Consider the following 25,767-nt stretch of genomic DNA (forward strand, 5'->3'; position numbering starts at 1 on the left):
TAAAAACCAATTTGATCACGTCTACTCATATCTTGTTTCTTCAACATTGCAATCAACTCCTTTTCTCTATTTTACCAAGAAAAAAAGACAAAGTATCGGAAACCTGATACTTTGTCTACAATCTGAAATAAGGTTTGCCAATTAATGGCAAACCTTATTTTTTTATTCAAATTGAGCATGATATATTTGGTAATAGTAACCGTCCAGATTTTTAAGTAGATCTTGATGTGTCCCGGTTTCAACAATATGACCTTGATCCATGACAATAATCAAATCAGAATTCGCGATAGTCGCTAAACGGTGAGCAATAATAAAACTTGTCCGTCCATTCATTAACTTACTTAGCGCTTTTTGAATTAATTCATCCGTTAGCGAATCAATCGAACTTGTTGCTTCATCTAAAATTAAGATATTTGGTTTACTAATCATTGTTCGAGCGATTGTCAACAATTGCTGCTGACCTTCGGATAACGATAAATTTCCTGAACCGATGATTGTATCGAACCCTTTTGGCAATGACATAATAAAGTGATAGATCGATGCTTCCTGACAAGATTTGATAATCAGATCCTCGCTCGCCTGAGGATTGCCTAAAATCAGATTGTCTCGGATAGTGCCATTAAAAAGCCAAGTTTCTTGTAAAACCATACCGAACTGTTTACGTAAATCATCTTTAGGGAATTGGTAAATCGACTGATTATCTAACAATATATCACCTGAATCAATATCATAAAAACGTAAAAGGAGATTGACTAGTGTTGATTTGCCAGCTCCTGTTTTTCCTACAATAGCGACAGATTGTCCAGAATGTACGGATAAATTGAAGTCTGAAATTAATGGACGTTCCTTTTGATAGCTGAAAAATACATGCTTAAAATCGATTTTTCCCTGACTGGATGCTAATTGTTTTTTCCCAGTATTTTCCTCCAGGGGTTCATTTAATAATTGATTGATCCGTTTTAATCCAGCTAAAGCGGATTGGATTTGTGTCATCATTCCGGATAAGTCAATTAGAGGCTTTGAAAACTGGTTAGAATAAAGAATAAAACTAGATATAATACCGACAGTTACAATATGAGATCCCCTCAAGATAAGTAAACCGCCAATAAAACCAATTGACAAGTACCCTAAGTGATCAATAAATCGTGATAACGGATTTGTTAAAGAAGAAGCAAATTGAGCGTGCTGTCCGACTTGTTGGAGCCGTTTATTGAACACATCAAATTCGATTTGTGTTTGATTTTCGTAATGAAAAAGTTTGATTAATTTTTGTTGAGGTACTCGTTCAGAGACAAATCCAGTGATAGCTCCGACCGTTTTTTGCTGTTCAACGAAAGCATTCTGACTATTTTTCGCGATAATCCAATTGGCAAAACCCATTAGGCATGTTGAAATTAAGACAACAACTGTTAGAACAGGACTTAAAAAGAGCATGGCAATAAAGGAAATCAGTATAACGGTAATGCCAGAGAATACGCTGTTGAAAATGGTCAGTGCTGCTTCTGATACCAAATCTAAGTCGTTGCTGAAACGACTCATAATATCACCATGCGAATGTTGGTCAAAATATCTGATTGGCAGCTTACTGACATGGTTAAATGATTCTTTGCGCAATTCAGCCGTTGAGAGATAAGCGACTTTGTTTCCGATTCGTTGAATAAAGAGCTGCGATAAGCTACTGATAAGTGTCATTATAATGAGTAACCCTAGAATAAACAGCAGTTCAGTAAAATTGACCTGGTGTTTTTTTACCATGGTATCAATGCCCTTTCCAATATACAGAGTTGATAAAACAAGGACTCCGCCATTGGTTAGACCAAGAAGAATAGCAGTAATCAAGGAACATTTAAATTGCAGCAAGTATTTAAGGTAATGAGTTAGATATGTCGGCATTATCATTGTCCCCCTTCATTAGCAGATTCTGCTTGCGATTGTACTAATTGCTGATAGGTTGCAGAAGACTTCATCAATTCGTCGTGTGTCCCACAACCGTCTTCTTGCCCTTGATTTAGCACTAAAATTTGGTCAGCATGCTCTATGGACGACATTCGCTGGGAAATAATAATCAAAGAGCTGGTTTTTAAATGTTGTTTGATGGCTTGCCTCAACGCTAAATCAGTTTTGTAATCCAAAGCACTAAGACTATCATCTAAAATAACTAAGTCCGGTTGAGATATAACAGCACGAGCGATAGTTAACCGTTGCTTTTGTCCGCCAGAGAAATTTGTTCCGTCTGCTTCAATGATTGTATCCAAGCCATCAGGTAGTTGACTAATAAAATCATCGCATTGTGCAATGTGTAATGCTTTGAGACAAGTGCTGTCGTCTGCTTCAGGTAATCCCATCTGCAGGTTGCTGCGGATGGTACCAGAAAATAATTGACTGGTTTGGGGGGCAATCCCAATGTGTGATCGTAAAACTCCTGTTGCGTAATCATTGACAGGAAGACCATTGACCGTTATTTGCCCATGAGTGACTAAATACGCTTTTGGAATTAAATTAATCAGTGTGCTTTTACCGCTTCCCGTTGGACCGGTAATACCTAAAGTATCGCCTTTAGGTAAAGAAAAAGTAATATCGTTTAGAGCATACCCGCCATTTGTATCGTATTTAAAAGAGACGTGAGAAAAGTCAACAATTATCGGGTTTGTCCATGGCGCATGATTAATATTTGTATTATCTGTTTCTATTATTGGTTTAATGTCGAGAATTTCTTTCACTCGTTGATTAGAAGCCGCTGCACGAGTAAAAATAATGACGAGGTTGGATACAACAATTAAAGCAAGCAGCATTTGTGTCATATAGTTAATCAAGGCTAAGACGTCGCCTTGCAGCAGACGGCCTGAATTAACTGAAATACCGCCGAAATAAAGTAAAAAGACAACAGCAGTATTCATAATCAATGTAGTTAATGGATTTAATGTTGATGACCAGTCGGCAACTTTAATATAAGCATCGGCCACTTGTTGATTTATTGTTTTAAATTGTGTTTCGCGGCTATTAGTTTTAGCGAAGGCGCGAATAACGCGAACACCGGTCAGATTTTCATCAACATCATCATTTAAACTATCAATATTTTGTTGAACATTTTTATAAAGTGGGACGGTCTTGCGCATAACGGTATATAAGATAAATGAAAATACCGGTAAAATAAATAAAAAAACAAAAGCGGACTGCCGGTCTATATAGAAGGCCATAATGATGGATCCGATACTTAAAAACGGTGCTCTGATAACCAAACGGATGAACATAGCTAAGGCAAGCTGCAGCTGATTAATATCGCTTGTCATTCGTGTAACTAAGGTAGCAGTGCCGAGTTTATCCAGTTCGCTATGTGATAATTGATTGATTTTTTGCATGAGATGTTTGCGTAATTCTGTGCCAAATCCTTGAGAAGCAACAGCCGCATAGTACTGGCAGATTAACACACAACCAAGACCAATAACCGACATGAACAGCATGAGTGTGGCGTATTTAATTAATTCATGGGAATTATGCTGATTAATTCCTTTGTCAATCAGCTTCGCCATGCAAAGTGGTAAAAGTAATTCAAAAACGGCTTCCAAAAGCTTGAAAAAAGGACCTAAGATAAGCTGTTTTCGATAAGCAGCGGCATATTTTAATAATGAAAACATAATGTCTCCTTTGTAAACATTTAATACATCCATTGTATGATAGTTGATTAATTTTTTAAAGTAATAAAAAAGACACAAGAAATCTGAGAAAAACTTCTCAGTCAAGTGTCAGTTATCTCTATAGATATTCTGGAAGAACTTTAATCAGATCGGTTTCATTATTGACAATAAGGCCATTTAATTTAACTAATCCAATGGTATAAAGATTTGCATAAGGAAATTGAGATTCAGCGATATCGCTGAGAGCTTCAATCTTTTCTCGGTTATCGGCACCTTGTTGGCGAGAATCTGTGAATAAGCCGACAATCGGGATACCTGCATGATAGGCTACACCTATTTCAGAAGCTACACCGACATCAATTGTTGCTCCATCAAGGACTGCGATCATTAAACGACTATTTAATAACGCTTGTGTGTCATATGTTGCAATCATTTTTGCATCTGCAAAACTAGATTTGTCATTTATGGCCATTTGTTCTTGCGGAACGTAAATTGATAAATTTGGGTGATTATTTCTTATTTCATCGACTAAATAGTCATTATACCGTCTTTCCATTGAAGAAAAAAGCGGGCTAGCAAAATAAATTGAATGAGTCATGAAAAAAATCATCTGCCTTTCTATTACATATATTTATAGCTTAGCTTAAACTGTAATAATTTGTAAAGGGATTGTTACAAAGACTAGTAGTGAGTTTTGTATAATAATATTAGAATTTAGACGAGAGATGAAAGGTGTTGTCACTATTGAGAAGTAAGAAATTGTTGGTAACAATGGCATCTGTGCTTATGCTATCTGCTGTTCCGTTCCAAGTATTTGCAGCGGATTCAGGGAAAGAAGCCGATGCTAAAAAAGAAAGTGCACAAATCAGCAGTTCTATTGATAAAACTCTTCAACAAGCAAATGAAAAATATCGTGAAATCGAGTCATTAAAAAAAGATGTCTCTGACACACAAAATAAAATTAGTGAAACACAGAAAAGTATTAAAGATACTGAAGCCAGCATAAAAAAAAGAACAGATGCAATGGCTGGACGTATGAAAGATATTCAAGTGAATGAATCATCGTTCAATTTAGTCGATGCTGTAATGAGTGCGGATAATTTATCAGATTTTATCAGCCGTGTTCATGCAGTTAACGTTATTCAAGGTGCAGAACGTACGAAGGTAGAAACATTAGCAGCAGATAAAGATAAATTAGAGAAATTACAATCAGATTTAAGTACTAATCAGCAGACATTAGCTAATAAAGAAGAAACATTGTCTCAAGAAAAAAGTAATTTAGATGAAGATGTGGCTGGTCTAAAACAACAGTTGAAGGATAATCAGAAATTATTAGATACTCTTTCTAAAGATCGGATTGCGAAAGAAGCGATTGAACAAAAAGAAAAGGCAGACAAAGAAAAAGCTGCTAAACAAAAAGAAGAAGCTCAAAAACAAACAGCAAAGCAAGAAGCAGCCAAAATTTCTGATAGCAACACACAATCAAGTTCTCCAGCTTCGCAAAGTGATAATTCACAACCGGCAGCTGAACAACCAATTGTCTCTGTTCCTTCATCAGGAACGTCATCAGGCGGCGGACGTACATTATCAATGCAATCAACAGCATATTCATACAGTGAAGCTGGCTTAACTCCGTTCACTGCGACTGGGTTGGATTTACGTAAAAATCCAAATGCTATTGCAGTTGATCCTAGTATCATACCGTTGAATTCAATTGTTGAGGTATCAGGTTATGGTTTAGCGATTGCAGCTGATACTGGTGGAGCAATTAAAGGCAATATTATTGATGTTCATTTCCCAACCGTGGATCAGTGCTATGCATGGGGACGTCGTCAAGTAACTGTAACAATTAAATAAAAAAAAAGAATCCTGATTAGGATTCTTTTTTTATAGCTTCACTTTCTCGGTCAATGGTGTATTTTATTAAGAATGGTGATAGGAGAGTTGTTAAAATAATAGCAACAATAATAGCAGAATACTGCCCCTGATTAACCAAGTGTAAAGAATTACCCATATTGACTATAATCAATGCCATTTCACCACGGGATACCATGCCTGCTCCAACAACTAGTGATTGATGTGTTGTCATTTTGAATAACCGACTACCAACGTAACCACCTGCAAGTTTTGTTATAGTTGCTAATATGGTCATTAGGATAATCATCATGGCATAGCTGCCAAATGATTGTAAATCAATATTCAGACCGATAGAAACAAAGAAGACGGGGATAAAAAATGAATAACCAATAACTGATACTTGGTGCTCCATTCTCTTCTGTTCGTCTGTTTGAGACAAGAGCAAGCCGATAAAGAATGCTCCGATGACACCGCTAAGTCCCATTTTTTCAGCAAAAGCTGCGAAGGAAAAACAAAGAATTAATGCGACCGCTGCTTCAACTTCAGTTGCAATGACTTTTTTAGCAAATGATAGAAACGGTTTTAGTAAAAACTTAGTAAATCCCCACAAGATAAGAAAGAATAAAATTTTTGGTGCCAGTAAATCCCAAATAAAACCAATACTGTTAATACTTCCACCATGTTCGGTATTTAAGACGGCGGTAAAGATACTGATAATTAAAACTGTTGCGATATCATCTACCACAGCTGCGCCTAAGATAACTGAGCCTTCTGAGGTATCTAGACGCTTATATTCCTTTAATACCTGAACAGAAATACTGACAGATGTTGCAGAAAAGACAACACCTAGAAATATCGATTGAGTAAGTGTCATTTGGTAAAAATGCCCTAAGCCACTGACAAAAATCATGGGGAAGGTGATACCGAAAAGTGCAACGACAATTGACGGATTAAGATATTTCTTTAATTTTGTTAAGTCGCTTTCAAGACCAGCTAAAAACATTAAGAGAATGACACCTATTTCTGAAAAAAGTGTTATGAACTCTGTTTGCTGCACCAAACCTAACAGGCCGGGTCCTAAAATGATTCCAACCATGAGTTCCCCGATAACCGAGGGAATGTTAATTCGGTGGCATAAATGACTTGCAAGTTTTGTTCCAATTAAAATTAAACAAATTGCAATTAAAAACTGTACCATCGTAATCTCCTCCAATAAAAAAAGCGTATGCTATTAAGTAGTAACTTAATGTAAGCATACGCTTGTTATTTTAATTTTTCAATTAGATTAAGAGCGTTGTAATAAAATATCAATTGGAAAATCTTCACCTAACGATTCAATGCGCGACTGCCACTTTTCAATTGATAAATCATTTTCGGGTATATAGCGGTTTCTAGGGTGAACACGACACTCGTGCGAACAACCGCGGACATATTTTGCTTCGTTTTCTTCTGAACATAGCATTTGCCGATTACATTCTGGATTACCGCAGTTTACATAACGTTCGCAAGGTGTTCCGTCAAACCAATCTCTACCAACGATTACTGGATCCACATGATTAATTGGTACGCTGATACGTTCATCAAAGACATACATCGCACCATCCCATAGTTCACCGCGAACTTTAGGATCGTGTCCGTAAGTAGCAATACCTCCGTGAAGTTGACCGACATCTTTAAAACCCTCGCGGACTAGCCAGCCAGAGAATTTCTCACAACGGATACCGCCTGTACAGTATGTGACCACACGCTTATCCATAAATTTTTCTTTATTGTCGCGTATCCATTGCGGTAGTTCCCGAAAATTACGGATATCTGGACGGACAGCCCCTCTAAAGTGTCCTAAATCATACTCATAGTCATTGCGTGCGTCAATAACTATCGTGTCCTCATCAAGGATAGCTTCTTTGAATTCTGTCGGCGATAGATACTCACCAGTTAATTCTAAGGGGTTAATGTCATCTTCTAATTTTAAAGAAACCAGTTCAGGTCGTGGACGGACAAACATCTTTTTAAAAGCTTGGTGATCAGCTGGATCAATTTTGAAGAAGATATCTTTAAATTGTTCGTTGTTATGCATGTAGGTCATATACTTTTCAGTATCTTCAGTTAGACCCGATACTGTTCCGTTGATGCCTTCTTTTGCTATTAAGATACGACCTTTTAAATTGAATGATTGACACAATTTTAAGTGCTCTGCAGCGAACATTTCAGGGTCTTCGATTGGGACATATAAATAATATAATAGTACTTGATAATTTGACAAAGTAATTCCTCCTTGTATTTGTACCAAACTATTATAGATGAAGTCTAGTAGCTCTGGCAACTTACTTGCTTTATTCACAAAGTTAATTTATAGTAATAAATGCTTGACTAAATAATGATAACACGCTACCTTACAATAGTGGACAAGTGGGAGGGGCACAGATGAATATATGGAAAGAGTTAAAAAGTCAGTGGCGGTTTATGGACGGTATTGTGATTGTGAGTTTAATCATTTTATCTTTTATTCCTTATGTTGTATTTGCAGCCACTCACCAAGAGCCTGAGACAAAGGGCAATGTTGCTATCGTATCAATTGACGGCAAGGAAGTAGAGCGCTTTGAATTAAATGATGATACGCCTCATAAAGAAGTAATCTATTATCCGGCAAAGGGAAAGTATAATATCGTTGAATTGGAAGGAAATCGGATTCGCGTTCGCGAAGATAATAGTCCTGATCAAATCGCTGTAAGAACTAGTTGGATTAGCCGTCCAGGACAGATGAGTATTTGTTTACCGCATAAATTGACTCTTGAGATTAAATCTCAAGAGCCGTCTAAAGATGATGATGATATGATTATCAGTTATTAAAAAAATACCAGACGTTAACAACGTCTGGTATTTTTTTAACTAATATTCAGTAGAATACCCACAGCGAATAACAGTGTTTGACTAAAGACTATAAGTGCTAAATTCTTTATTGCTAACGGAAAAGTTTTCGTTTTAATTTGTTTTTCAGCGTACAATTGAGTGTTTTTCCAGACTTTTGGAAAAATAAGCCAGATAAACAGTACAGACCAAGGCATGATATCTAAAAAAACGCCTAAAGTTGCAAAAAGAAAAGAGGCCAGAACTAATATTTTAAAGAGACGTACAGCTCTGGTTTTACCTAAATAGTGAACAAGTGTGTAACGCTCATTTAATTCGTCCTCTTTTAAATCACATGTATTGTTAGCGAGCATTAAGTTAGAAATAGCGAATGCTGCTGGTAACGACAAAATAGCGACATCAAAAATCAATGTACTATTAAAAGGGACAATATCATATAAGTTAAGATAAATACAGATTAATGGAATGACTAAACCCATAGTGAGACCAGATGTCACTTCACCAACAGGAAGGCTAGATAAAGGAATAGGACCGGCAGAGTAAAAAATCCCCATAGCATAGCTGAACATGCCTAACCAAAGAATTATCCAACTTGTTTGTGAGGCTAGGTAGACCCCGATACCAGCTGAAATAAAAATAAACGACCACATCAAAGTTCTGACTAGGTTTAGTGATAGTTTTTCCCGCCCGATAATATTTGTTGCGTGCTTATAATCATGAACGTCCGTCGCATTATGAAAATCCATATAATTATCCATAATATCGACAGCCATATTAAATAAGACCATAGAAATAAAAAATAAAAGCATATTTCCAATATAAATATGTTGATAATGGTACCATGAGTACAATAGACCCAATAAAAAGGGGAAGATACTGGCTGTTTTAGCTTTGAGTTCGACTAATTCAGCAAAGACTTTAAAATTCATAACAAACTCCTTCACTTTTTGTTCTGTGTTTATTATACTGATATAGTAGTAATTTTTAAAGCTAGTTGTTTAGATAAGTGATAGGATTATTTTATTAGGAGGCCATGTATGGCAATTCATCCATTGTGGGAGCAATACCCAAAGATTTATAAAGATTTAATCGAGACTAAAAAAATTATGGAGAAATCTGTAAAAATAAGGAATAAAGAAATAACTAAGGCGCTGAGATTATTTTTTGATGCAGGAGGTAAATTGTTACGTCCGGCATATTTTCTGCTCTTTGCACAATGCGGCGAAGTGGAATCTCCTAAAAAAATGTATCGTTTAGCGGCTTCGTTAGAAATTTTACATGTAGCCACATTAGTCCATGATGATATTATCGATGATTCACCAATGCGTCGATCATTACCTTCTATCCAATCAGAATATGGTCAAGATGTAGCTGTTTATACTGGGGATTTCTTATTTACCGTGTATTTTCATTTGTTAGCAACATCGACAAAGAATTTGCGCACAATTGAGATGAATGCTCATAGTATGAAGCGTATTTTAGTTGGCGAACTTGACCAGATGAACCTGAGATATAATACTGACATTACGATGAAGCAATATTTTCAGCATATTAAAGGAAAAACAGCACAGTTATTTGAATTTGCTTGTTATGAGGGTGCATATTTTGGTGGTTTATCCAAAAGAATGCAGTTGATGGCTAAGCGGACTGGCTATAATATTGGAATGGCTTTTCAGATTATGGATGATATTTTAGATTATCAATCAACTGAAGAAAGTATGAAAAAACCAGTTTTTGAAGATATGAAAAATGGATATTATACACTACCGCTTATTCTTGCGATGGAAGGTCATGAAGAAGAATTCGCTATTTTATTAAACAAGCGAGATCAATTAACTGCAGAAGATTTAAATCAGGCGCAGTACTTGATTCAAAAATATCAAGGAATCGAAAAAGCCGAAAGTATTGCGGAAAGATTTACTGAACGTGCACTTTCGGGGATTGCAAAATTACCAGATTCTGAGCAAAAAAATATTCTTTATCAAGTGACAGAGACGCTGCTAAAAAGACAAAATTAAAACTGGCATAAACTGCCAGTTTTTTTACAAAAAAACTGCCGACAGATGTCAGCAGTAAAAAGGAGTTATTCTATTTACTTTAGAGGAGTAAATAAAATGAAAAGTTTGTTAGATTGTTTTGTTGGTATACTTATATAATAATCATAAATTGTGATTATTTTGTGCACTAATTTTAATAAGTTATTGAAGAAAGCGTAAAATATATGAATAGGAGGTTGGAAATGAAAAAAATTACGACATCAAGGACAATTAATCAAAGATTAGTATTTTCAATTATATCGGTAACTATCATTTATTTATGTTCCTTGTTTAATCCAGCCTATTCTTTGGATAAAACAGTTTTCTATCTATTTAGTGTATTTAATATGGTATTAACTCGTCTGCTATATCGCTTGAATGTAAAAGGACCGGCTGCGTTTAGTATTTTTTTTAGTGTTTTTGTACTATATGCCTGTTTTATTCAATTAAGTCCGCTAATCTATGATATTGATTCATTAGTAATTGGTGCTTGGCTGGCTGTTATATACAGTGCACTATATACATTTTATTTATATACATTCAGGTTATTATTTCGAAAGCCTGAGGAAAAGGAGTGATTAGGTGCTAGAACTATGGGGAAAAATGACCAAAAATGATGTAGCACGGCGTACATTAGTCTTGTTGAGTGTCTGTTTTGTTTTATATATATTTCGCGGAATACTCAGTTTAGTGCTGTTAACATTTATCTTGACGTATTTAATTATTCGACTTGTTGAAATTATGTATCGATGGACAAAAATTCCTAAAAAAATTCTGACAATTGGTGTCTATGCAATAATTGTCATCTTTATGTATTTCGCAATAACGGTATATGTGCCTAAATTATTTACACAAACCATACAGATGATCGAAGAAGTATTCAGTTTTTATCAGCGAATGAACACAGATAATCAGCTGTTCCAATGGATATCAGCTAATGTCAGCATTGTTGAAATTAAGCAGCAACTAACGACGGGGGCTAAAGTATTATTCAATACGCTATCAAATATTGGATCAATGGGAATAACTTTTATCATGTCATTTATTCTGAGCTTTTTCTTTATTATTGAAAAAGAGTGGGTGACTAATTTTGGACAAGCCTTTTTTAATAGTAAAATTGGTTGTTACAGTCGCGATGTTGCTTACTTAGGTAAGAAATTCATCAATACATTTGGTGTTGTGATTGAAGCCCAGTTTATTATTGCTGTAGTCAATACATGTCTAACAACAGTTTCTCTTTATTTTATGAATTTTCCTAATGATCAATTGTTAAGTCTAGCACTAATGATTTTTATATTTAGTTTGATTCCGGTTGCGGGTGTAGTCATTTCTTCTGTTCCTTTAAGTTTAATTGCGTATACCAATGGTGGTATTCAAGATGTTATTTATGTGTTAATTATGATTGTTTTGATACATGCTTTAGAGTCTTATCTGTTAAATCCTAAATTAATGAGCAGTAAAACTGATTTACCGGTATTTTTTGTATTTGTTATTTTGATGTTTTCAGAGAAGTTTTTCGGAGTTTGGGGACTTGTTATTGGTATTCCAGCATTTGTTTTTTTACTGGACTTGCTCGATGTGAAATCACACAAACCAAAACATGTCACATTGATAGAGATGGTCAAAGAAAAAAGAAACTCCAAAAATTAGGTTGGAGTTTCTTTTTTTAGATAGATACGTTTCGGAATTTGAAGTACTCGATAAGTTCTAAAATACCAACAATCAGTAAAACTATCCCTAAGAAAGTGGATAGAACACGGAATGGATAAAAGATAATCAACAAACCGATACCGGCTAATACTAAGCCATAAACTAACATAGGTACCCATGGTAAATTAACATATTGTTTCATGTTAAAAGCTTGTGATATTTTTCCTGCCCCACCAATCATAAATAAGATACCGATAAATACCGTAAAGATACCTAATAACTGGCGTGAGAAAAGGAAGACGATTAGCGCAAAAATTAAATAAAAGAACGCAATCGGCATCTGAAATGAGGATTGGTCATCATTATTTCTCAACGCACCAATTAGATAAGTCAGTCCGATAACGGCATTATAAATTGCGATACTGTAAACAAGTATTGTAAAAACTTTTTCAGGGCTGACTAAAGTGATGATACCTAAAATAATTAATGCAATACTACGAATAATGGCATAACGCTGCATGGTCTTAAAAATAGATGTCAAAAAGAACAACTCCTTTCTTAGTTATTATTGTATAAGAAAATAGAGATTAGTGCAAAATAAAAAAGCTGATATGTTATTAATTTAACATATCGGCTTTTTCATTACATAGAGTCTTTAAAGACATGTTTATTTTTAATAAAGTAGTCAACACCTGAATATATAGTGAAAATTAAACAGATGTATAACATAATCTGAGCTAAGGGAAAATTAATTGCGGCAAATGGTACATTATTAATTAATAATAAGATAATCGCAATCATCTGTGTCGCAGTTTTGACTTTTCCGGGCCAAGCAGCAGCCATCACTTCACCATCTTCGACTAATAGTAGTCGTAAGCCTGTAACAGCTAATTCACGACAAACAATAATCGCGATAATCCATGAAGCTGCGCGGCCTTGTCCGACTAACACAATAAATGCGGTCATTACTAACATTTTATCGGCTAATGGATCGGCAAATTTACCGAAATTTGTGACTAGATTATGTTTTCTTGCTAAGTAGCCATCCAACCAATCAGTAATGCTTGCGATAGCAAAAATAATTGCAGCAACTAATTGTGTCACAGGTAAGTCTGTTCCGCCGACACTTAGAGTACCAAAATCAAGCGGGGCAACAGCAATAACGATAAAAAGCGGAATCATAAATATTCTTAGTACGGTTAATTTATTTGGTAAATTCATCAGAATCTCCTCTGTCTATTCTTCATAATATTGTTCGTTGTTTTCAGTTTCAACAGCTGTATCAGAATTTTCAGGTTGCGAGCCGCCACTAAAATTTAACGTAATAATTTTTTTGCCAGTAACGGGATGGGTTTCATTAAATTTAAGTTCTTGGCCATCAACAGAAATTGTTAAGTAATTTGATGCTCCGACGATAATATCAACACTATTAATACCTTCTGGAATATCAACTTTAATTGGTTCACCTGGCTGTGCAGTATTTTGATAGAAAATATTTGTTGTTCCAGTTTCTTGAATGCCGAACCAAGCAGCCGCATTTACACCAGTTAAGGTAACGTTAGGTTTTTTTACATTACTGATATCGTAAGTAATCGCATTTTCTGTATCTGTTTTTATCTTGAATTCTGGTTTTTTTTCAGCTTCTTTTTTCTTACGTTCCTTTTCAGCTTCTTCTTGTTTTTTCTTTTCTTCATCAGCTTTTTGTTTACTTGAATTGCTGCTATCATTGGTTGAATTGTCATTGGAACTGCTGACACTTTTATCAACAAGGGTTGTTTTCTCTGGCTTTGGTACAAGCGGTCCGCTTTTGGAATCTTTCCAAACGGCATAACCAATGGTGCTGATAATCGCAATTACTACAATAACCAAGGTAACAACAGGAATATAAGTTTTGAATAAATTTCTTTTACTTGCAGCGTTACTGTGTTTCACACGTCTAGACCCTTGTACAGGAATACTAGGAGAGGCCTGTTCATGTATACCGCTGTTTCCTTCAACGCGACGCAATAAAGGACGAGGGTTCAAGCCGACTACTTCGGCATACTGTTTAATAAATGTTCGTAGATAGTAATCACTAGGAATTGCATCAAAATCATTATCCTCAAGGGCTTCTAAATAGCGACGCTGTATTTTAGTGATCCGTTGGAGATCTCCAATGGTCAGCCCATTTTCAATTCGGGCATTCTTTAATTTTTCACCAATTGTGTCCAAAAATCTACCCTTCTTTCTATATTAAGATAAATGAGAGTACTCCACTATAATAACTTAAAGAGGCGAATGGATAAAGAGCTGTTTTAACGTTTTTTTGGATAAATATAAAAACGACTAAGGCCTTCCGGTCGAATGAATTGTTTCTGGATAGCTAGCAAGTCTTTTAATTTAATAGATTCAATTATTTTAGTTAAGTCAAATAAATTTGTATCACCGAAACGCATAGCACTATATTGATTGGCAATATATTCCAGAGAATCAAGGGACTGTAAATGTTTACCAATCATTTTTTTCTTAGCTAGTGCAAGATTACGTTCCGTTAACTCTTCACTTTGATCAGATTTTAAAAGAAGATTAATCATTTGATTAGCAAATTGTTCAGGATTATTTGTATCAGTACTGAAATCAGCAAAATGAAAACTGCGATCGAGTGCAAATTCAAATGAAAAACTATCGTCAATGAGCCCGTCATTATACATAGATAGATAGTGGCTGGAAGTATCACCAAAAAGCAGCTGTAGCAAGAGTTGAATTGATGTTTGATATTTAAATCGTTTAAAGTCGTCTTCAGGAACATTGTCCAATCCTTTTAAGCCCACAATTGATTTTGGTCGACTGACTGATAGTTCAATTTGATCCTCTTTAATTAAATCTTCTGGAGATTCAAGAGGAAAGCGACGCTTAATTTCTTTTGCTTCAGGAAAAGTCTTAATTGCTTGATTTTCTCTAATGAAGTTCATCAAGGCTTCGGGATTCATCTTTCCCACAATGAAGAGATTCATATTACTTGGGTGATAGAAAGTGTTGTAGCTTAAATATAAGTCATCAGCTGTAATTTTATTGATACTTTCAGCGGTTCCAGCAATATCGATATGTAGAGGATGCTTGGGATACATATTATTTAAAATACCGAAGTAAAGTCGCCAGTTTGGATCATCCTGGTACATTTGTATTTCTTGTTCGATAATTCCTTTTTCTTTATTAACTGATTCATCAGTGAAATAAGGCGTTTGGACAAAGTCTAACAATGTTTTTATATTTTTTTTCACGTGGTTGGTACTTGAAAACAAGTAGCTTGTTCGTGTAAAACTAGTAAATGCGTTTGCAGCAGCACCTTGTCGACCAAATTTTTGAAAAACATCTTCGTCTTCTTTTTCAAATAATTTGTGTTCTAAGAAGTGTGCAATGCCATCAGGGACCTTGATATAGTTTGATTGTTGAATCGGTATAAAATCATTATCAATGGAACCGTAATTAGTTGTGAAGATGCCATATGTTTTATGATAATCTTTTTTTGGCAGTAAAGTTACTTCTAATCCATTGGGTAAGACTTCTCGATAAAGTGTTTCATTGATATTAGGGTAGTGGAGCAGCTGCATTATTTTTCACTTCCTTCCATAAAATAAACTGCTTGAAGCTTAATTTTCTTAGCAACTTTTTGAATATCTTTGACGGTTACGCGATTTAGTTGCGCTAGCCACTCTTTTTGAGACAGGTTAGCCTTTGGTATACTCAAACCTAAATATGCTTGTTCTAATAGGGCATGCTGACTGTCTAACGATAATAGGTACTGGTTTGACAACAACGATTTTGTTTGTTCCAGTTCTTCTTCAGTCACCGTTCCTGTAGCTAATTCTTTCAATTGTTCGTTGATTAATCGTAAAACTTGTTTGCGATTATCAGCATCAATTCCAGTTTGTACAGTGATGAATCCACGGAAAGTGTCAATTGAGCTACTGGCGTAATAAGCTAGACTATGTTTTTCACGAACATTCATAAATAATTTAGAATGAGGGAAACCGCCAAAGAGACCATTAAAAACTAATAGTGGAAAATATAAATTATCAAAATAGTAAATATCGCTATGGTAAGCTAAATTCAATTTAGATTGTACAACTGGCAGAACTTCTGTCTGCTGTTGAATGACATTGATAAATGGTTGCTTATAAAGTAGGTTTAAATCATTATCAGAATCAGTGCGATCAGTAAAACCAAAGTCAGTAAAACATTTTTTTACATAACCATCATCGACATTACCGATAACTAAGATATCGACGTGATCATTGTTGATCATTGAATGATAGTAATCAGCAAGTGAATGAGGTGTTTCATTTTGAATAAATTTTATATCACCAAAACTAGGTGTTTGCTGTTCGGGTGAATGATTAAAAAATAACTGTTGCAGTTGTAAAGCAGAATAAGTTTGTTTATCATCAAAAATTGATTCGATGTATTCGATTAAATTTGCTTGTTCTCTTGAAAATGTTTTTTCCTCAAAGTGATTATCGCTAATATTTGGTTGAAAAATAATTTCTTTTAGAAAACTAACAGCGGATTCTAAAACGGGTAACCCACTTGGGGCAAACCGGTCATTAATCAGGTTTAATCCGACTGTCAAATAATGCTCATTTCCTTTGCGACTGACACCAATGCCGAAACCGGCACCGTATAAATCAGATAATTGTTTACTTAATTCGATTTGACTTGGATAATTTTTTGAGTTGGTCTCCATTAGACTCGCTAAAAGAGAGCGCTGGCTACTCTTTTGTGGGGTTAAGTTGGTCGCAAAACGAATGAGAATTCTGACAGTTTTATATTTTTCATTTGGAATAATATGTAAATTAACATGCTTATTTAATTGGTGTGTTATGCTCATAATGAGTCTCCTTTAATATCTCAATAATTATAAACCGTTTGATAGATTCACTCTTTAGATTACCAAAAAAAGACGAGCCAAGACAGAAAAAGCCCTTAAATTGACTAAAAATTAAGGAAATCCAAATAAGTCTATGTTAAAAAGAAATATATAATTACAATATATTATCATATATTACAATAAGGTTACATGTCAATAGAAAGGTTGTTTATTTTTACTTAGTAGTCAAAACATTGTATAATGTTTATTGAAGGATAGAAGGAGTTGGTATAATGCTTAAAGAATTTAAAGAATTTATTATGCGTGGTAATGTATTGGATTTAGCAGTTGGTGTCATTATTGGTGGGGCATTTACCTCGATTGTTAATGCCTTGGTCAATGGAATTATCACACCTCTCATCGGATTGATTATCAAGTTATTGACTAACCATAAAGATATGAAAGAAGCAACAAGTGGTATGGTTTTTAATGTTAATGGTATTAAATTTGAGTATGGTACTGTTATTTCAGCTATTATTACATTTTTAATTACGGCCTTTGTGCTATTTTTAATTGTCAAAGCGGTTAATAAAGCAGAAGCAATTATCCCATCTAAGGAAAAAGAGCAGGAAGAAGAGGAAGCACCTAAAGAAACAACAGATAGTATTCTTGCAGATATTCGTGAACTGTTGGAAAAACAGGAAGTGGATAGTAGAGGAAACCATTCAAAACCAAAAGATGATAATCAGTAAGATAAAGGTTCTACGTCAAATGATGTGGATGGATAAAAATAAGCTAAATTTAAGCAATGAAAGCCGACTGGCTTTTGTTGCTTATTTGTTTATCTTTAAAACTGAGTAATATTCTATATTTATAGTTTCGGAAGCTTCTATATCCGTAAGCTATTCTTTTAATTAGTTTAATTTTATTAATAGATCCCTCTAATGGTCCGTTAGAGAATGGAAATTGGAAGGTGTTTTTAATTCTTGGTAAATGCTTTTTCAGCGTTTTAACTGAAGTACTCATTGAATCTGAAATTAACTCATTTCTCAATAGAAGCAGGTCAGAGAAAGCTTCGAAATCATTTGTTTTACAGCAATAGAGTAAATCTTGATAAAGCTTATAAGTCTCAGTTAATTCTTGATTCAGGCTAAGTAAATAATCCATTATATCTGTTTCTGGCAAAATATTTCTAAATAATCGTTGGTAGCGATAATTTGTATAATTCAGCTCACTAGAATCTTTTAAAAAGAGTTTCCAATATTTTTTGAGTTTTCTGTAGTCTTTCAAATCACTGGAATTAGACGTTCTAAACTTATTCATGGTTCTAATTCTTGTGATATTTAATGAACGACTAATTAGTTGAATCAGATGAAAACGATCAATGATAACAGAAGCATTTGGAAATAGTCTATTAGCCATCTTAAAATAGCCAGAATTCATGTCAACAACGATAGTTGTGACGTTGTTTCTTATCTTTAAAGGATATTTTGAAAAGTGTTTTTCTAATGTAAGAGTTTTATTATCAGGCAAAATATCAATAATTTTATGTGAGACAGAATCTGAATAGATAAAACTATATTTTCCCTGTTTATTTTTAACAGATGTAAATTCATCAAAACATAAGCTTTGAGGTAAGTCGGTGAAGTTATTTGATAGCTCTTTACCTAATGAATTGAGAACTCTGTTAATTGTAGTCGGTGATACAAAGTGTCTTTTTGATAAGTCTTTCAGCGATATAGCGTCAGACAATTCCATGCCGATAGATTGTTTAACTCTATTAGCTATAAAACAATGTTTATCAATCTCTAAAGATTCCGCTAGAAAAGACGAGTGGCATAGACGGCAAAGAAATCGTTGTTTCTTTAATAAAAGATAAGTTGGGTAATGAGCAACACTTAACCACTTTATTTGAGAAGTCATAAAACCATTTTTAACGATGGAATAGTTTTCGTTTTTAATGCCGCAGCAGGGACAAGCCAAAGGCTTATAAGTAAGTTTGGCCTTATAAATTTTAGATCTAACTCCTTTGATAATTTCTTCTTCACAAAAAATAGAATCAAAGTAAATATTTTCGTCTTTCAAATCAAGCGAAACTCGGATACAATGGTTGTGAGACATATGAATTTTCCTTTCTAAAGTTTGGTTTGGTCACTTAATTTTACCTGGAAAATTCATATGTTTCCTTTTTTATGTAAAAAAATAGACGTAGATGAATTTCTTCATCCACATCAAAAATTATACAGCCAAGATAAAAAGAAGGTCGCCACAGATACTGTTATCTGTGGCGGCCTTTTTTAATTTGATGTTTAGCGAGCTTCAACAACAGCTTCTGGATTATTTAAAATAGATTCATCTAATTCATGTAATCGACGACTTGTTGTAATGCCGGCCAGCATACTTCCGTTAACGTTTAAAGCTGTACGTCCCATATCAATTAATGGTTCTACTGAAATAACCAAACCAACAATTTCAACTGGTAAATTAAGTGAACCTAAAACAATTAGGGAAGCAAATGTTGCTCCACCACCGACACCTGCAACACCAAATGAACTGATGCTAACTACAGCAATAATCACTAATATGTAAGAAATACTATGGACATTTATTCCTACTGTTGGAGCTACAATTGCAGCCAACATTGCTGGGTAGATACCTGCACATCCATTTTGCCCGATAGATAAACCAAAGCTTGCTGAAAAGTTTGCTGTGGCATCATCTACACCAAGAGCTTTACGCTGTGTTTCAATGTTAAGTGGTAAAGAACCAGCGCTTGAACGAGATGTGAAAGCAAAACTTAATACAGGGAAAACTTTTTTAAGATAATTTACTGGATTAATATGGTTAAGAATTAAAATAATTAAGTGAATAATAAACATTGTAATCAAAGCAACGTAAGATGCAACAACGAATGTTCCTAAATCAATAATAGCTTTTAAATCACTAGTAGCTGACATTCTGATCATTAAGGCGAAAATTCCGTAAGGAGTCATGCGTAATACAATTTTTACTAGCTGCATTACTAACCGGTCTAAACTTTGAATTAAATTCAAGAAAAACTCGGCTTCTTTTGTTTCTTTTTTCTTCATATTTAAGTAGGCAATACCTGTTAATGCTGAGAAAATAACAACAGCAATGGTACTAGTTTCACGAGTTCCAGCAAGGTCTGCAAAAATATTTTTTGGGATAAATGAAACAATTTGTTGAGGAATGGTCAAGTCTTTAACTAATTCTTGACGTTGAGCCAATTCGGAAATTCGTGCTGTTTCTGCGGCTCCTTTAGTGAAAGTTGCACCGTCTAGGTTGAATAGGAAAACTACTAAAATACCAATCAGAGCAGCAATTGCTGTGGTTCCGATTAAAGTTCCTAATACATTGAAACTGATTTTTCCTAAATTTTTACTACTTGTTAGTTTAGTAAATGCACCTACAATTGAAATAAAAATTAATGGCATAATCAGCATTTGTAAGAATGCAACATACCCACTGCCGACGATATTAATCCAATCGACCGATTTAGTAATAATTTCATTACCATTACCAAAAATAAATTGTAGAACAATTCCAAAGACTAAACCTAGCCCTAAAGCTAAGAAAACACGTTTTGAGAATTTAACGTGTTTGGCTCTCAAACGCACTAAAACTGCGTTGATAGCTAAGAAAATAATGATGACCGCAATGGTCCATAAATAAGTAGTCATTTTAAACCTCCTTTAAAGTTTACCTAAAAATGACAAACGGTAATTGTTAATTGTAAGAGTAAAGGTCTCAGTTGAACAACTTTTTCCGAATCATTCAACCTAACAATTAATAACTTATTATTTGTTAGCAATTGTTAGTAGTTTACTTGAAAAGAAATAAAAAGACAACTAGATTGCTTATAATATTGAAAAAAATATGAAATATGTATGAAAAACAAAAAAACTCTAGAAAATTTCTAGAGTTTAAAGCGGTCTGTTATTATTTTCTTGATTCAAATAAAGGACTGACAGGTTTGTTTTCATGAATACGTTTGATAGCATCACCAATTAGCTCACCAACGCTGACTGTTTCAATTTTATTTGAATGTTTATCTTCTGGCAAAAGAATTGAATCTGTAATTATTAATTTTTCAATTGAAGAATTATCAATCCGTTCAATAGCCGGTCCGGAAAGAACAGGATGTGTACAACAAGCAATAACTTCTGTCGCACCTTTTTCTTTTAAAGCTTCAGCAGCAAGTGTAATTGTACCTGCTGTATCAATCATATCATCAATTATGACACATTTTTTACCCTTAACTTCACCAATAATATTCATTACTTCTGCGACATTTGCTTTTGGACGACGTTTATCAATAATAGCAATTGGGGATTTTAAATTTTCAGCTAATTTACGTGCACGAGTCACGCCACCGTGGTCCGGTGAAACAACGACAACATCATCACCTTCATAACTGTGTTCCTTGAAATAGTCAGCTAATAAAGGAGCTGCCATCAAGTGATCAACCGGAATATCAAAGAATCCTTGGATTTGAGCTGCATGAAGATCTAATGTTAAGACACGAGTTGCTCCGGCAGATTCTAACATGTTTGCTACTAATTTAGCTGTAATTGGTTCACGCGAGCGTGCCTTACGGTCTTGACGAGCATAGCCATAGTAAGGAATAACCACGTTAATTGTTTGAGCACTGGCACGCTTTAAAGCATCAATCATGATTAATAATTCCATTAAATGATCATTAACGGGGTTACTTGTTGATTGAATTAAATACACGTGTCCACCACGAATACTTTGTTCGATATTGATTTGAATTTCACCATCACTGAATTGTCGCACTTCAGATTTCCCTAGTTCCACACCAACAGCATCAGCAATTTTTTTTGCTAACGGTTTGTTGGAATTTAATGAAAAAATTTTAAGTCTTGGATCGAAGTAATGATTAGGCATGAGAACCTCCGCTTTCTTTTTTTTGTCAGATTTTTACTTTCCTAATAAATAGTAGTCATTTTTTATTAATAAATCAAGTGTTTTCACTATTTTTATTGATTATAAGGTAGTTTTTTAGCATAATCTTTAATTGTCGTTTGACGTTCACGAGCTATCCCCATATCAAAGTCATGGATGTCTTTATTAATTGTTGAACCAGCAGCTGTTACAGTGTTTTTTCCAAGTGTTACTGGAGCAATCAAGGTCGTATTGCTGCCGATAAAGCTGTGGTCACCAACTGTTACGTGGTGTTTATTTTTGCCATCATAGTTAGCAAATACTGTACCACAGCCGACGTTGATATCTTTTCCGAGCGTAGCATCACCTACGTATGATAAGTGCCCGACTTTCGTTCCTTCACCGATAGATGCTTTTTTGATTTCGACAAAATTACCGATATGTGCATGAGAACCAATGACAGCATTCGGACGCAAGTGAGCATAAGGCCCGATATCAACATTGTCTTTTACAACAGCATCTTCAATATTTGATGACGTAACTGTGACATGATTTCCTATTTGACTGTCGCGGATATCTGAGGCAGCGCCAATTAAGCAATTATCACCAATTGTCGTTGAACCTCGCAAAATAACATTTGCTTCAATTACAGTATCTTGACCGATTGTAACTCCGGTTTCAATATACGTGGTATTCGGGTTCATAAAAGATACACCATTACGCATGTGCGTTTCATTAATACGTTGATACATCAGTTGGTTTGCTTTAGCTAAAGAAATACGGTCGTTAACTCCCATTGACTCATCTTCGGAATCCATAATAAAGGCAGAAACTGTTTCACCTTGTTTTTTTAGAATACTAATAACGTCTGGTAAATAGTATTCACCTTGAGCATTGTTATTGCCGACTTGGTCTAATGCTTTAAATAAGAGCTGGTTATCAAAACAATAAGTACCAGTATTAAATTCTGTTACGGTTAACTCGGTAGATGAGGCGTCTTTTTGTTCCACTATTTTTTCCACATGACCATCCAAGTCTCGAATGACACGACCATATCCAGTTGGATCAGCGGCAATCGCTGATAGAATAGTTGCCTTAGCATTTACCTGCTCATGATGTGTAAATAGAGCTTCTAACGTATCTTTTTTTAGTAAGGGCGTATCACCACAAATGACTAAGGTAGTTCCCTCTTTTTCACGTAATAGGTCAGCAGTGGCCAAGACAGCGTGACCTGTTCCAAGTTGTTCCGTTTGTAAAGCATAATTTGAACGATGACCAAGTTTTTCTTGGACTTTTTCAGCACCAAAACCAACAACAGTCACAATATCCGAAACGTTTAAGGCTTCAATTTGATCCATCACATGTTCAACCATTGGTTTTCCTGCTACGGGATGCAAGACCTTATATAATTTTGATTTCATACGAGACCCTTGGCCTGCTGCTAAAATAATCGCATAACGATTTTTCACTAAAAACACTCCTTAAATTAATCTTTTTTTACATAATTACCAGGGACAACATTAATTGTTTTGGTGCGAGTATCAACATCTTTAACGCATAAAAGAGATGTGTAATCATCAATAACGCGACGACCACCAAAAGTTGACTCAGCAAAAACTGTGATACCAACTAATTCGGCTTCAAATTCTTCAATCAAGGCCTTCATACCGTTGACAGTTCCGCCACCTTTCATGAAATCATCGACAACTAAAACTCGTGACCCACGTTTTAGGCTACGTTTGGATAATTCCATTTTCTCAATGCGTTCAGATGATCCAGACACATAGTTTACACTGACAGTTGAGCCCTCAGTAATTTTTGAATCACGTCTAACAATGACAAACGGAACATTTAAATAGTAAGAGACCGCTTGAGCAATTGGCACTCCTTTAGTAGCAACTGTCATAACAGCATCAATTTCTTGACCAACATACTGAGAAGCGATAATTTTACCCACTTTTTTGAGTAGTTGTGGTTCACCTAACAGGTCGGATAAATAGACATAGCCACCTGGTAATAGGCGGTCTTGTTCTGACAAACGCTCACACAGCAGATTGATTATTTTTTCAGCTTCTTGTTGTGTGATTTCTGGAGTAAAAATTACTCCGCCCGCAGCACCAGCAACTGTCTCAATTGTGCCTAAACCTTGTTCTTTGAAGCTTTTTTTTAATATTGTTAAATCCTCACTGATAGATGATTTAGCTGAGTGATATTTTTTAACAAAATAAGGAAGTGGGGTTAGAGTATGTGGATGATTAATAATGTAATTTGTCATATCAATTAAGCGTTCACTTCGTTTAATTTTCATAGTCATTCTCCTAATATAGATTCAGTTACTTCATATTATATAGGTTTATGATAAAAAGCAAAACCTTTTTTGATAAAATACGAATATTCGACTTTAACAAAAACGAAACAGGAAGGCTACAGTGAGCTCTTCCTGTTTCGTTTTTGTTTGAGTTTATCAAGAACATTGACTAAAATGAACAAAGTAATAAATATCAGTGTGATTGTAGCACCTGGCGGAGTATCAAGTTGATATGAAGAAATTAACCCGGAAATCATTCCGATAAAACCAACAATGATACTAATTACCATAACTAAAGAGAAGGTTTTTCCTAAACGCATTGAAATTGTTGCCGGCAAAATCATAATCGCTGAGATGAGCAGTGCTCCTGCAATGGGGATCATGACCGTAATAGCGACACCAGTTATTACATTAAACATTAGTGATAACCAATGTATCGGCAAGCCGTCAACATGCGCTGTATCTTCATCGAAAGTCATGACATACATTGGGCGACGAAGAAAAATAAATAAAATCAAAATGATTAGTGTTAAGATACCCAAGATAATGACTTGGTTCCAATTAATTGTAATGATGGATCCAAATAAATATTGTTGAATATTCATTGCGTTCTCGCCTTTATTTAAATTCATTAGGACTAGAGCAACTGCTAAACCGCCAGACATTAGAATGGCAGTTGACACTTCTGAATAAGATTTATACAAACTGCGGATATATTCTAAACTGATGGAAGCAGCGATGACGACTAATAGTGTTGTGATAGTTGGATTTATATTGACAAAAAAGCCTAAAGCAATACCAGCTAATGAGACATGTGAGAGTGTATCCGCTAGTAAAGACTGTCTACGTAAAACCAGAAAAATGCCAAGCATCGGCGCAATAATTGCAATAAAACAAGAAGCAATTAGGGCTCTTGTCATGAACCCATATGAAAACATCTCCATTCTGTATCCTCCTTTCGTACAAGGTGAATGTGCCGATCAATATATTCTTTAATATCTTCGTGGTCATGTGTAATCATCAAAATAGCTTTATTGTGTTTGTGCGCACTGTGACGTAATAATTCATAAAAGTTACGGCGAGATGCCTCATCCATGCCTGTTGTAGGTTCATCTAATATGAATAAATCAGGATCAGTTGCAAATACTCGTGCCAAGCAAATTCTTTGCTTTTGACCGCCGGATAAATCACCGATTCTATTTTTCCGCATATCCCACATTCCAACAGCTCGAAGTGATTTTTCTACATGTTGATGATCTAAGTCTGATAAGCGCTTAAACCACTTTCCTCGAGGATAGCGTCCAGATTGAACCAGTTCCATTACCGTACTTGGAAATCCAGCATTAAATGATGCAATTTGCTGAGGAATATAACCGGTACTTAATTTATTGCCAGTAGTATTTGTTGGTGAGATAGAAACAGTTCCCTCTGTAGGCTTTAGAAGTCCAAGGGTATTTTTTATTAAGGTTGATTTTGCAGCACCGTTTTCACCTGTTAAGATGACAAACTCGCCAGAATCAACATGATAAGATATATTTTCTAATACGGGTTCTTCACCGTAATAAAAGGTCAAATCTTTAACGTCAATGTATCTCATAAAGACTCCTTTCTATAAACAAACCGTAAAAATTACTATTTAAA

The 25,767-nt window shown here is 34.9% G+C and carries 24 protein-coding genes; 6 read left to right on the forward strand and 18 right to left on the reverse strand.

The features are described from left to right. Positions 1–162 precede the first annotated feature (162 nt). From CBF37_RS09480 to CBF37_RS09490, 3 genes are all read right to left on the reverse strand, one after another. Complete coding sequence (locus tag CBF37_RS09480; RefSeq protein ID WP_240626698.1) at positions 163–1,893, reverse strand: ABC transporter ATP-binding protein; 1,731 nt, start codon at positions 1,891–1,893, stop codon at positions 163–165. Between the two features lie 2 nt (positions 1,894–1,895). Continuing rightward, on the reverse strand, positions 1,896–3,635 hold the full coding sequence (locus CBF37_RS09485; RefSeq protein WP_125984514.1) for an ABC transporter ATP-binding protein: 1,740 nt from the start codon (positions 3,633–3,635) through the stop codon (positions 1,896–1,898). 118 nt (positions 3,636–3,753) lie between these two features. Next, positions 3,754–4,233, reverse strand: a complete 480-nt coding sequence (locus tag CBF37_RS09490) for a nucleoside 2-deoxyribosyltransferase (protein ID WP_125984515.1) — start codon at positions 4,231–4,233, stop codon at positions 3,754–3,756. A 146-nt stretch (positions 4,234–4,379) separates the two neighbouring features. On the opposite strand from CBF37_RS09490, the gene CBF37_RS09495 reads away from it, so the two are divergent. Next, the gene (locus CBF37_RS09495) at positions 4,380–5,492 is read left to right on the forward strand and encodes a 3D domain-containing protein (RefSeq protein WP_125984516.1); all 1,113 of its coding nucleotides are present in this window, start codon (positions 4,380–4,382) and stop codon (positions 5,490–5,492) included. Between the two features lie 16 nt (positions 5,493–5,508). On the opposite strand, the gene CBF37_RS09500 is transcribed toward CBF37_RS09495, so the two are convergent. Together CBF37_RS09500 and trhO are read right to left on the reverse strand one after the other, a co-directional pair. Continuing rightward, positions 5,509–6,690 (reverse strand): cation:proton antiporter, encoded by a 1,182-nt coding sequence (locus CBF37_RS09500; RefSeq protein ID WP_125984517.1) that lies wholly within the window; start codon positions 6,688–6,690, stop codon positions 5,509–5,511. Between the two features lie 87 nt (positions 6,691–6,777). Continuing rightward, complete coding sequence (gene trhO / locus CBF37_RS09505; RefSeq protein ID WP_125984518.1) at positions 6,778–7,755, reverse strand: oxygen-dependent tRNA uridine(34) hydroxylase TrhO; 978 nt, start codon at positions 7,753–7,755, stop codon at positions 6,778–6,780. 161 nt (positions 7,756–7,916) lie between these two features. Here trhO and CBF37_RS09510 point away from each other — a divergent pair, with 161 nt between their 5' ends. After that, positions 7,917–8,342 (forward strand): NusG domain II-containing protein, encoded by a 426-nt coding sequence (locus tag CBF37_RS09510; RefSeq protein WP_125984519.1) that lies wholly within the window; start codon positions 7,917–7,919, stop codon positions 8,340–8,342. 35 nt (positions 8,343–8,377) lie between these two features. Here CBF37_RS09510 and CBF37_RS09515 read toward each other — a convergent pair whose 3' ends face one another. Continuing rightward, positions 8,378–9,289: a prenyltransferase gene (locus CBF37_RS09515; protein WP_125984520.1), complete on the reverse strand. Its 912-nt coding sequence runs from the start codon at positions 9,287–9,289 to the stop codon at positions 8,378–8,380. Positions 9,290–9,397: 108 nt separating this feature from the next. Between CBF37_RS09515 and CBF37_RS09520 the strand changes: the two genes are divergently transcribed. From CBF37_RS09520 to CBF37_RS09530, 3 genes are all read left to right on the forward strand, one after another. Further along, positions 9,398–10,378: a polyprenyl synthetase family protein gene (locus tag CBF37_RS09520; RefSeq protein WP_125984521.1), complete on the forward strand. Its 981-nt coding sequence runs from the start codon at positions 9,398–9,400 to the stop codon at positions 10,376–10,378. 221 nt (positions 10,379–10,599) lie between these two features. Continuing rightward, positions 10,600–10,974 (forward strand): hypothetical protein, encoded by a 375-nt coding sequence (locus CBF37_RS09525; protein ID WP_125984522.1) that lies wholly within the window; start codon positions 10,600–10,602, stop codon positions 10,972–10,974. Between the two features lie 4 nt (positions 10,975–10,978). Continuing rightward, complete coding sequence (locus CBF37_RS09530; RefSeq protein ID WP_240626699.1) at positions 10,979–12,046, forward strand: AI-2E family transporter; 1,068 nt, start codon at positions 10,979–10,981, stop codon at positions 12,044–12,046. Between the two features lie 16 nt (positions 12,047–12,062). Here the strand turns inward: CBF37_RS09530 and CBF37_RS09535 are convergent, their stop codons facing one another. From CBF37_RS09535 to yfmF, 5 genes are all read right to left on the reverse strand, one after another. After that, positions 12,063–12,587 (reverse strand): HdeD family acid-resistance protein, encoded by a 525-nt coding sequence (locus CBF37_RS09535; protein ID WP_125984523.1) that lies wholly within the window; start codon positions 12,585–12,587, stop codon positions 12,063–12,065. A gap of 101 nt (positions 12,588–12,688) precedes the next feature. Further along, positions 12,689–13,267: a CDP-diacylglycerol--glycerol-3-phosphate 3-phosphatidyltransferase gene (gene pgsA / locus CBF37_RS09540; protein WP_125984524.1), complete on the reverse strand. Its 579-nt coding sequence runs from the start codon at positions 13,265–13,267 to the stop codon at positions 12,689–12,691. A gap of 15 nt (positions 13,268–13,282) precedes the next feature. Next, a complete protein-coding gene (locus tag CBF37_RS09545) occupies positions 13,283–14,257 on the reverse strand; it encodes a helix-turn-helix domain-containing protein (RefSeq protein ID WP_125984525.1) in 975 nt (324 codons plus the stop codon). Between the two features lie 83 nt (positions 14,258–14,340). Continuing rightward, positions 14,341–15,636 carry an EF-P 5-aminopentanol modification-associated protein YfmH gene (gene yfmH / locus CBF37_RS09550; protein WP_125984526.1) on the reverse strand — a complete coding sequence of 432 codons (1,296 nt, stop codon included), beginning with the start codon at positions 15,634–15,636 and terminating at the stop codon, positions 14,341–14,343. After that, complete coding sequence (gene yfmF / locus CBF37_RS09555) at positions 15,636–16,907, reverse strand: EF-P 5-aminopentanol modification-associated protein YfmF (RefSeq protein ID WP_165866689.1); 1,272 nt, start codon at positions 16,905–16,907, stop codon at positions 15,636–15,638. The genes yfmH and yfmF overlap by 1 nt, the downstream gene beginning before the upstream one ends. Positions 16,908–17,185: 278 nt before the next feature. On the opposite strand from yfmF, the gene mscL reads away from it, so the two are divergent. Beyond that, the gene (gene mscL / locus CBF37_RS09560) at positions 17,186–17,644 is read left to right on the forward strand and encodes a large conductance mechanosensitive channel protein MscL (RefSeq protein WP_125984528.1); all 459 of its coding nucleotides are present in this window, start codon (positions 17,186–17,188) and stop codon (positions 17,642–17,644) included. 49 nt (positions 17,645–17,693) lie between these two features. On the opposite strand, the gene CBF37_RS09565 is transcribed toward mscL, so the two are convergent. The 7 genes from CBF37_RS09565 to CBF37_RS09595 form a co-directional block, all read right to left on the reverse strand. Beyond that, on the reverse strand, positions 17,694–18,977 hold the full coding sequence (locus tag CBF37_RS09565) for an ISL3 family transposase (protein ID WP_165866688.1): 1,284 nt from the start codon (positions 18,975–18,977) through the stop codon (positions 17,694–17,696). A gap of 224 nt (positions 18,978–19,201) precedes the next feature. Then, entirely contained in the window at positions 19,202–20,593 is a 1,392-nt protein-coding gene (locus CBF37_RS09570; protein ID WP_125984530.1) for an L-cystine transporter, read from the reverse strand. Positions 20,594–20,852: 259 nt separating this feature from the next. Further along, entirely contained in the window at positions 20,853–21,821 is a 969-nt protein-coding gene (locus CBF37_RS09575) for a ribose-phosphate diphosphokinase (protein ID WP_125984531.1), read from the reverse strand. Between the two features lie 92 nt (positions 21,822–21,913). Beyond that, positions 21,914–23,287: a bifunctional UDP-N-acetylglucosamine diphosphorylase/glucosamine-1-phosphate N-acetyltransferase GlmU gene (gene glmU, locus CBF37_RS09580; protein WP_125984532.1), complete on the reverse strand. Its 1,374-nt coding sequence runs from the start codon at positions 23,285–23,287 to the stop codon at positions 21,914–21,916. A 17-nt stretch (positions 23,288–23,304) separates the two neighbouring features. Then, the gene (gene purR / locus CBF37_RS09585; RefSeq protein ID WP_125984533.1) at positions 23,305–24,126 is read right to left on the reverse strand and encodes a pur operon repressor; all 822 of its coding nucleotides are present in this window, start codon (positions 24,124–24,126) and stop codon (positions 23,305–23,307) included. A gap of 116 nt (positions 24,127–24,242) precedes the next feature. Then, a complete protein-coding gene (locus tag CBF37_RS09590; RefSeq protein WP_125984534.1) occupies positions 24,243–25,070 on the reverse strand; it encodes a metal ABC transporter permease in 828 nt (275 codons plus the stop codon). Then, complete coding sequence (locus tag CBF37_RS09595; protein ID WP_125984535.1) at positions 25,043–25,723, reverse strand: metal ABC transporter ATP-binding protein; 681 nt, start codon at positions 25,721–25,723, stop codon at positions 25,043–25,045. The genes CBF37_RS09590 and CBF37_RS09595 overlap by 28 nt, the downstream gene beginning before the upstream one ends. Positions 25,724–25,767: the final 44 nt, after the last annotated feature.

Source organism: Vagococcus vulneris, assembly GCF_003950515.1.
GTDB classification, from domain to species: domain Bacteria; phylum Bacillota; class Bacilli; order Lactobacillales; family Vagococcaceae; genus Vagococcus; species Vagococcus vulneris.

Coding starts and splice junctions, on each gene's coding strand:
- CBF37_RS09480 (WP_240626698.1), bottom strand. CDS start 1,893: ATGCCGACATATCTAACTCATTACCTTAAATACTTGCTGCAATTTAAA.
- CBF37_RS09485 (WP_125984514.1), bottom strand. CDS start 3,635: ATGTTTTCATTATTAAAATATGCCGCTGCTTATCGAAAACAGCTTATC.
- CBF37_RS09490 (WP_125984515.1), bottom strand. CDS start 4,233: ATGACTCATTCAATTTATTTTGCTAGCCCGCTTTTTTCTTCAATGGAA.
- CBF37_RS09500 (WP_125984517.1), bottom strand. CDS start 6,690: ATGGTACAGTTTTTAATTGCAATTTGTTTAATTTTAATTGGAACAAAA.
- CBF37_RS09510 (WP_125984519.1), top strand. CDS start 7,917: ATGAATATATGGAAAGAGTTAAAAAGTCAGTGGCGGTTTATGGACGGT.
- CBF37_RS09515 (WP_125984520.1), bottom strand. CDS start 9,289: ATGAATTTTAAAGTCTTTGCTGAATTAGTCGAACTCAAAGCTAAAACA.
- CBF37_RS09520 (WP_125984521.1), top strand. CDS start 9,398: ATGGCAATTCATCCATTGTGGGAGCAATACCCAAAGATTTATAAAGAT.
- CBF37_RS09525 (WP_125984522.1), top strand. CDS start 10,600: ATGAAAAAAATTACGACATCAAGGACAATTAATCAAAGATTAGTATTT.
- pgsA (WP_125984524.1), bottom strand. CDS start 13,267: ATGAATTTACCAAATAAATTAACCGTACTAAGAATATTTATGATTCCG.
- yfmH (WP_125984526.1), bottom strand. CDS start 15,636: ATGCAGCTGCTCCACTACCCTAATATCAATGAAACACTTTATCGAGAA.
- mscL (WP_125984528.1), top strand. CDS start 17,186: ATGCTTAAAGAATTTAAAGAATTTATTATGCGTGGTAATGTATTGGAT.
- CBF37_RS09570 (WP_125984530.1), bottom strand. CDS start 20,593: ATGACTACTTATTTATGGACCATTGCGGTCATCATTATTTTCTTAGCT.
- CBF37_RS09575 (WP_125984531.1), bottom strand. CDS start 21,821: ATGCCTAATCATTACTTCGATCCAAGACTTAAAATTTTTTCATTAAAT.
- purR (WP_125984533.1), bottom strand. CDS start 24,126: ATGAAAATTAAACGAAGTGAACGCTTAATTGATATGACAAATTACATT.
- CBF37_RS09590 (WP_125984534.1), bottom strand. CDS start 25,070: ATGGAGATGTTTTCATATGGGTTCATGACAAGAGCCCTAATTGCTTCT.
- CBF37_RS09595 (WP_125984535.1), bottom strand. CDS start 25,723: ATGAGATACATTGACGTTAAAGATTTGACCTTTTATTACGGTGAAGAA.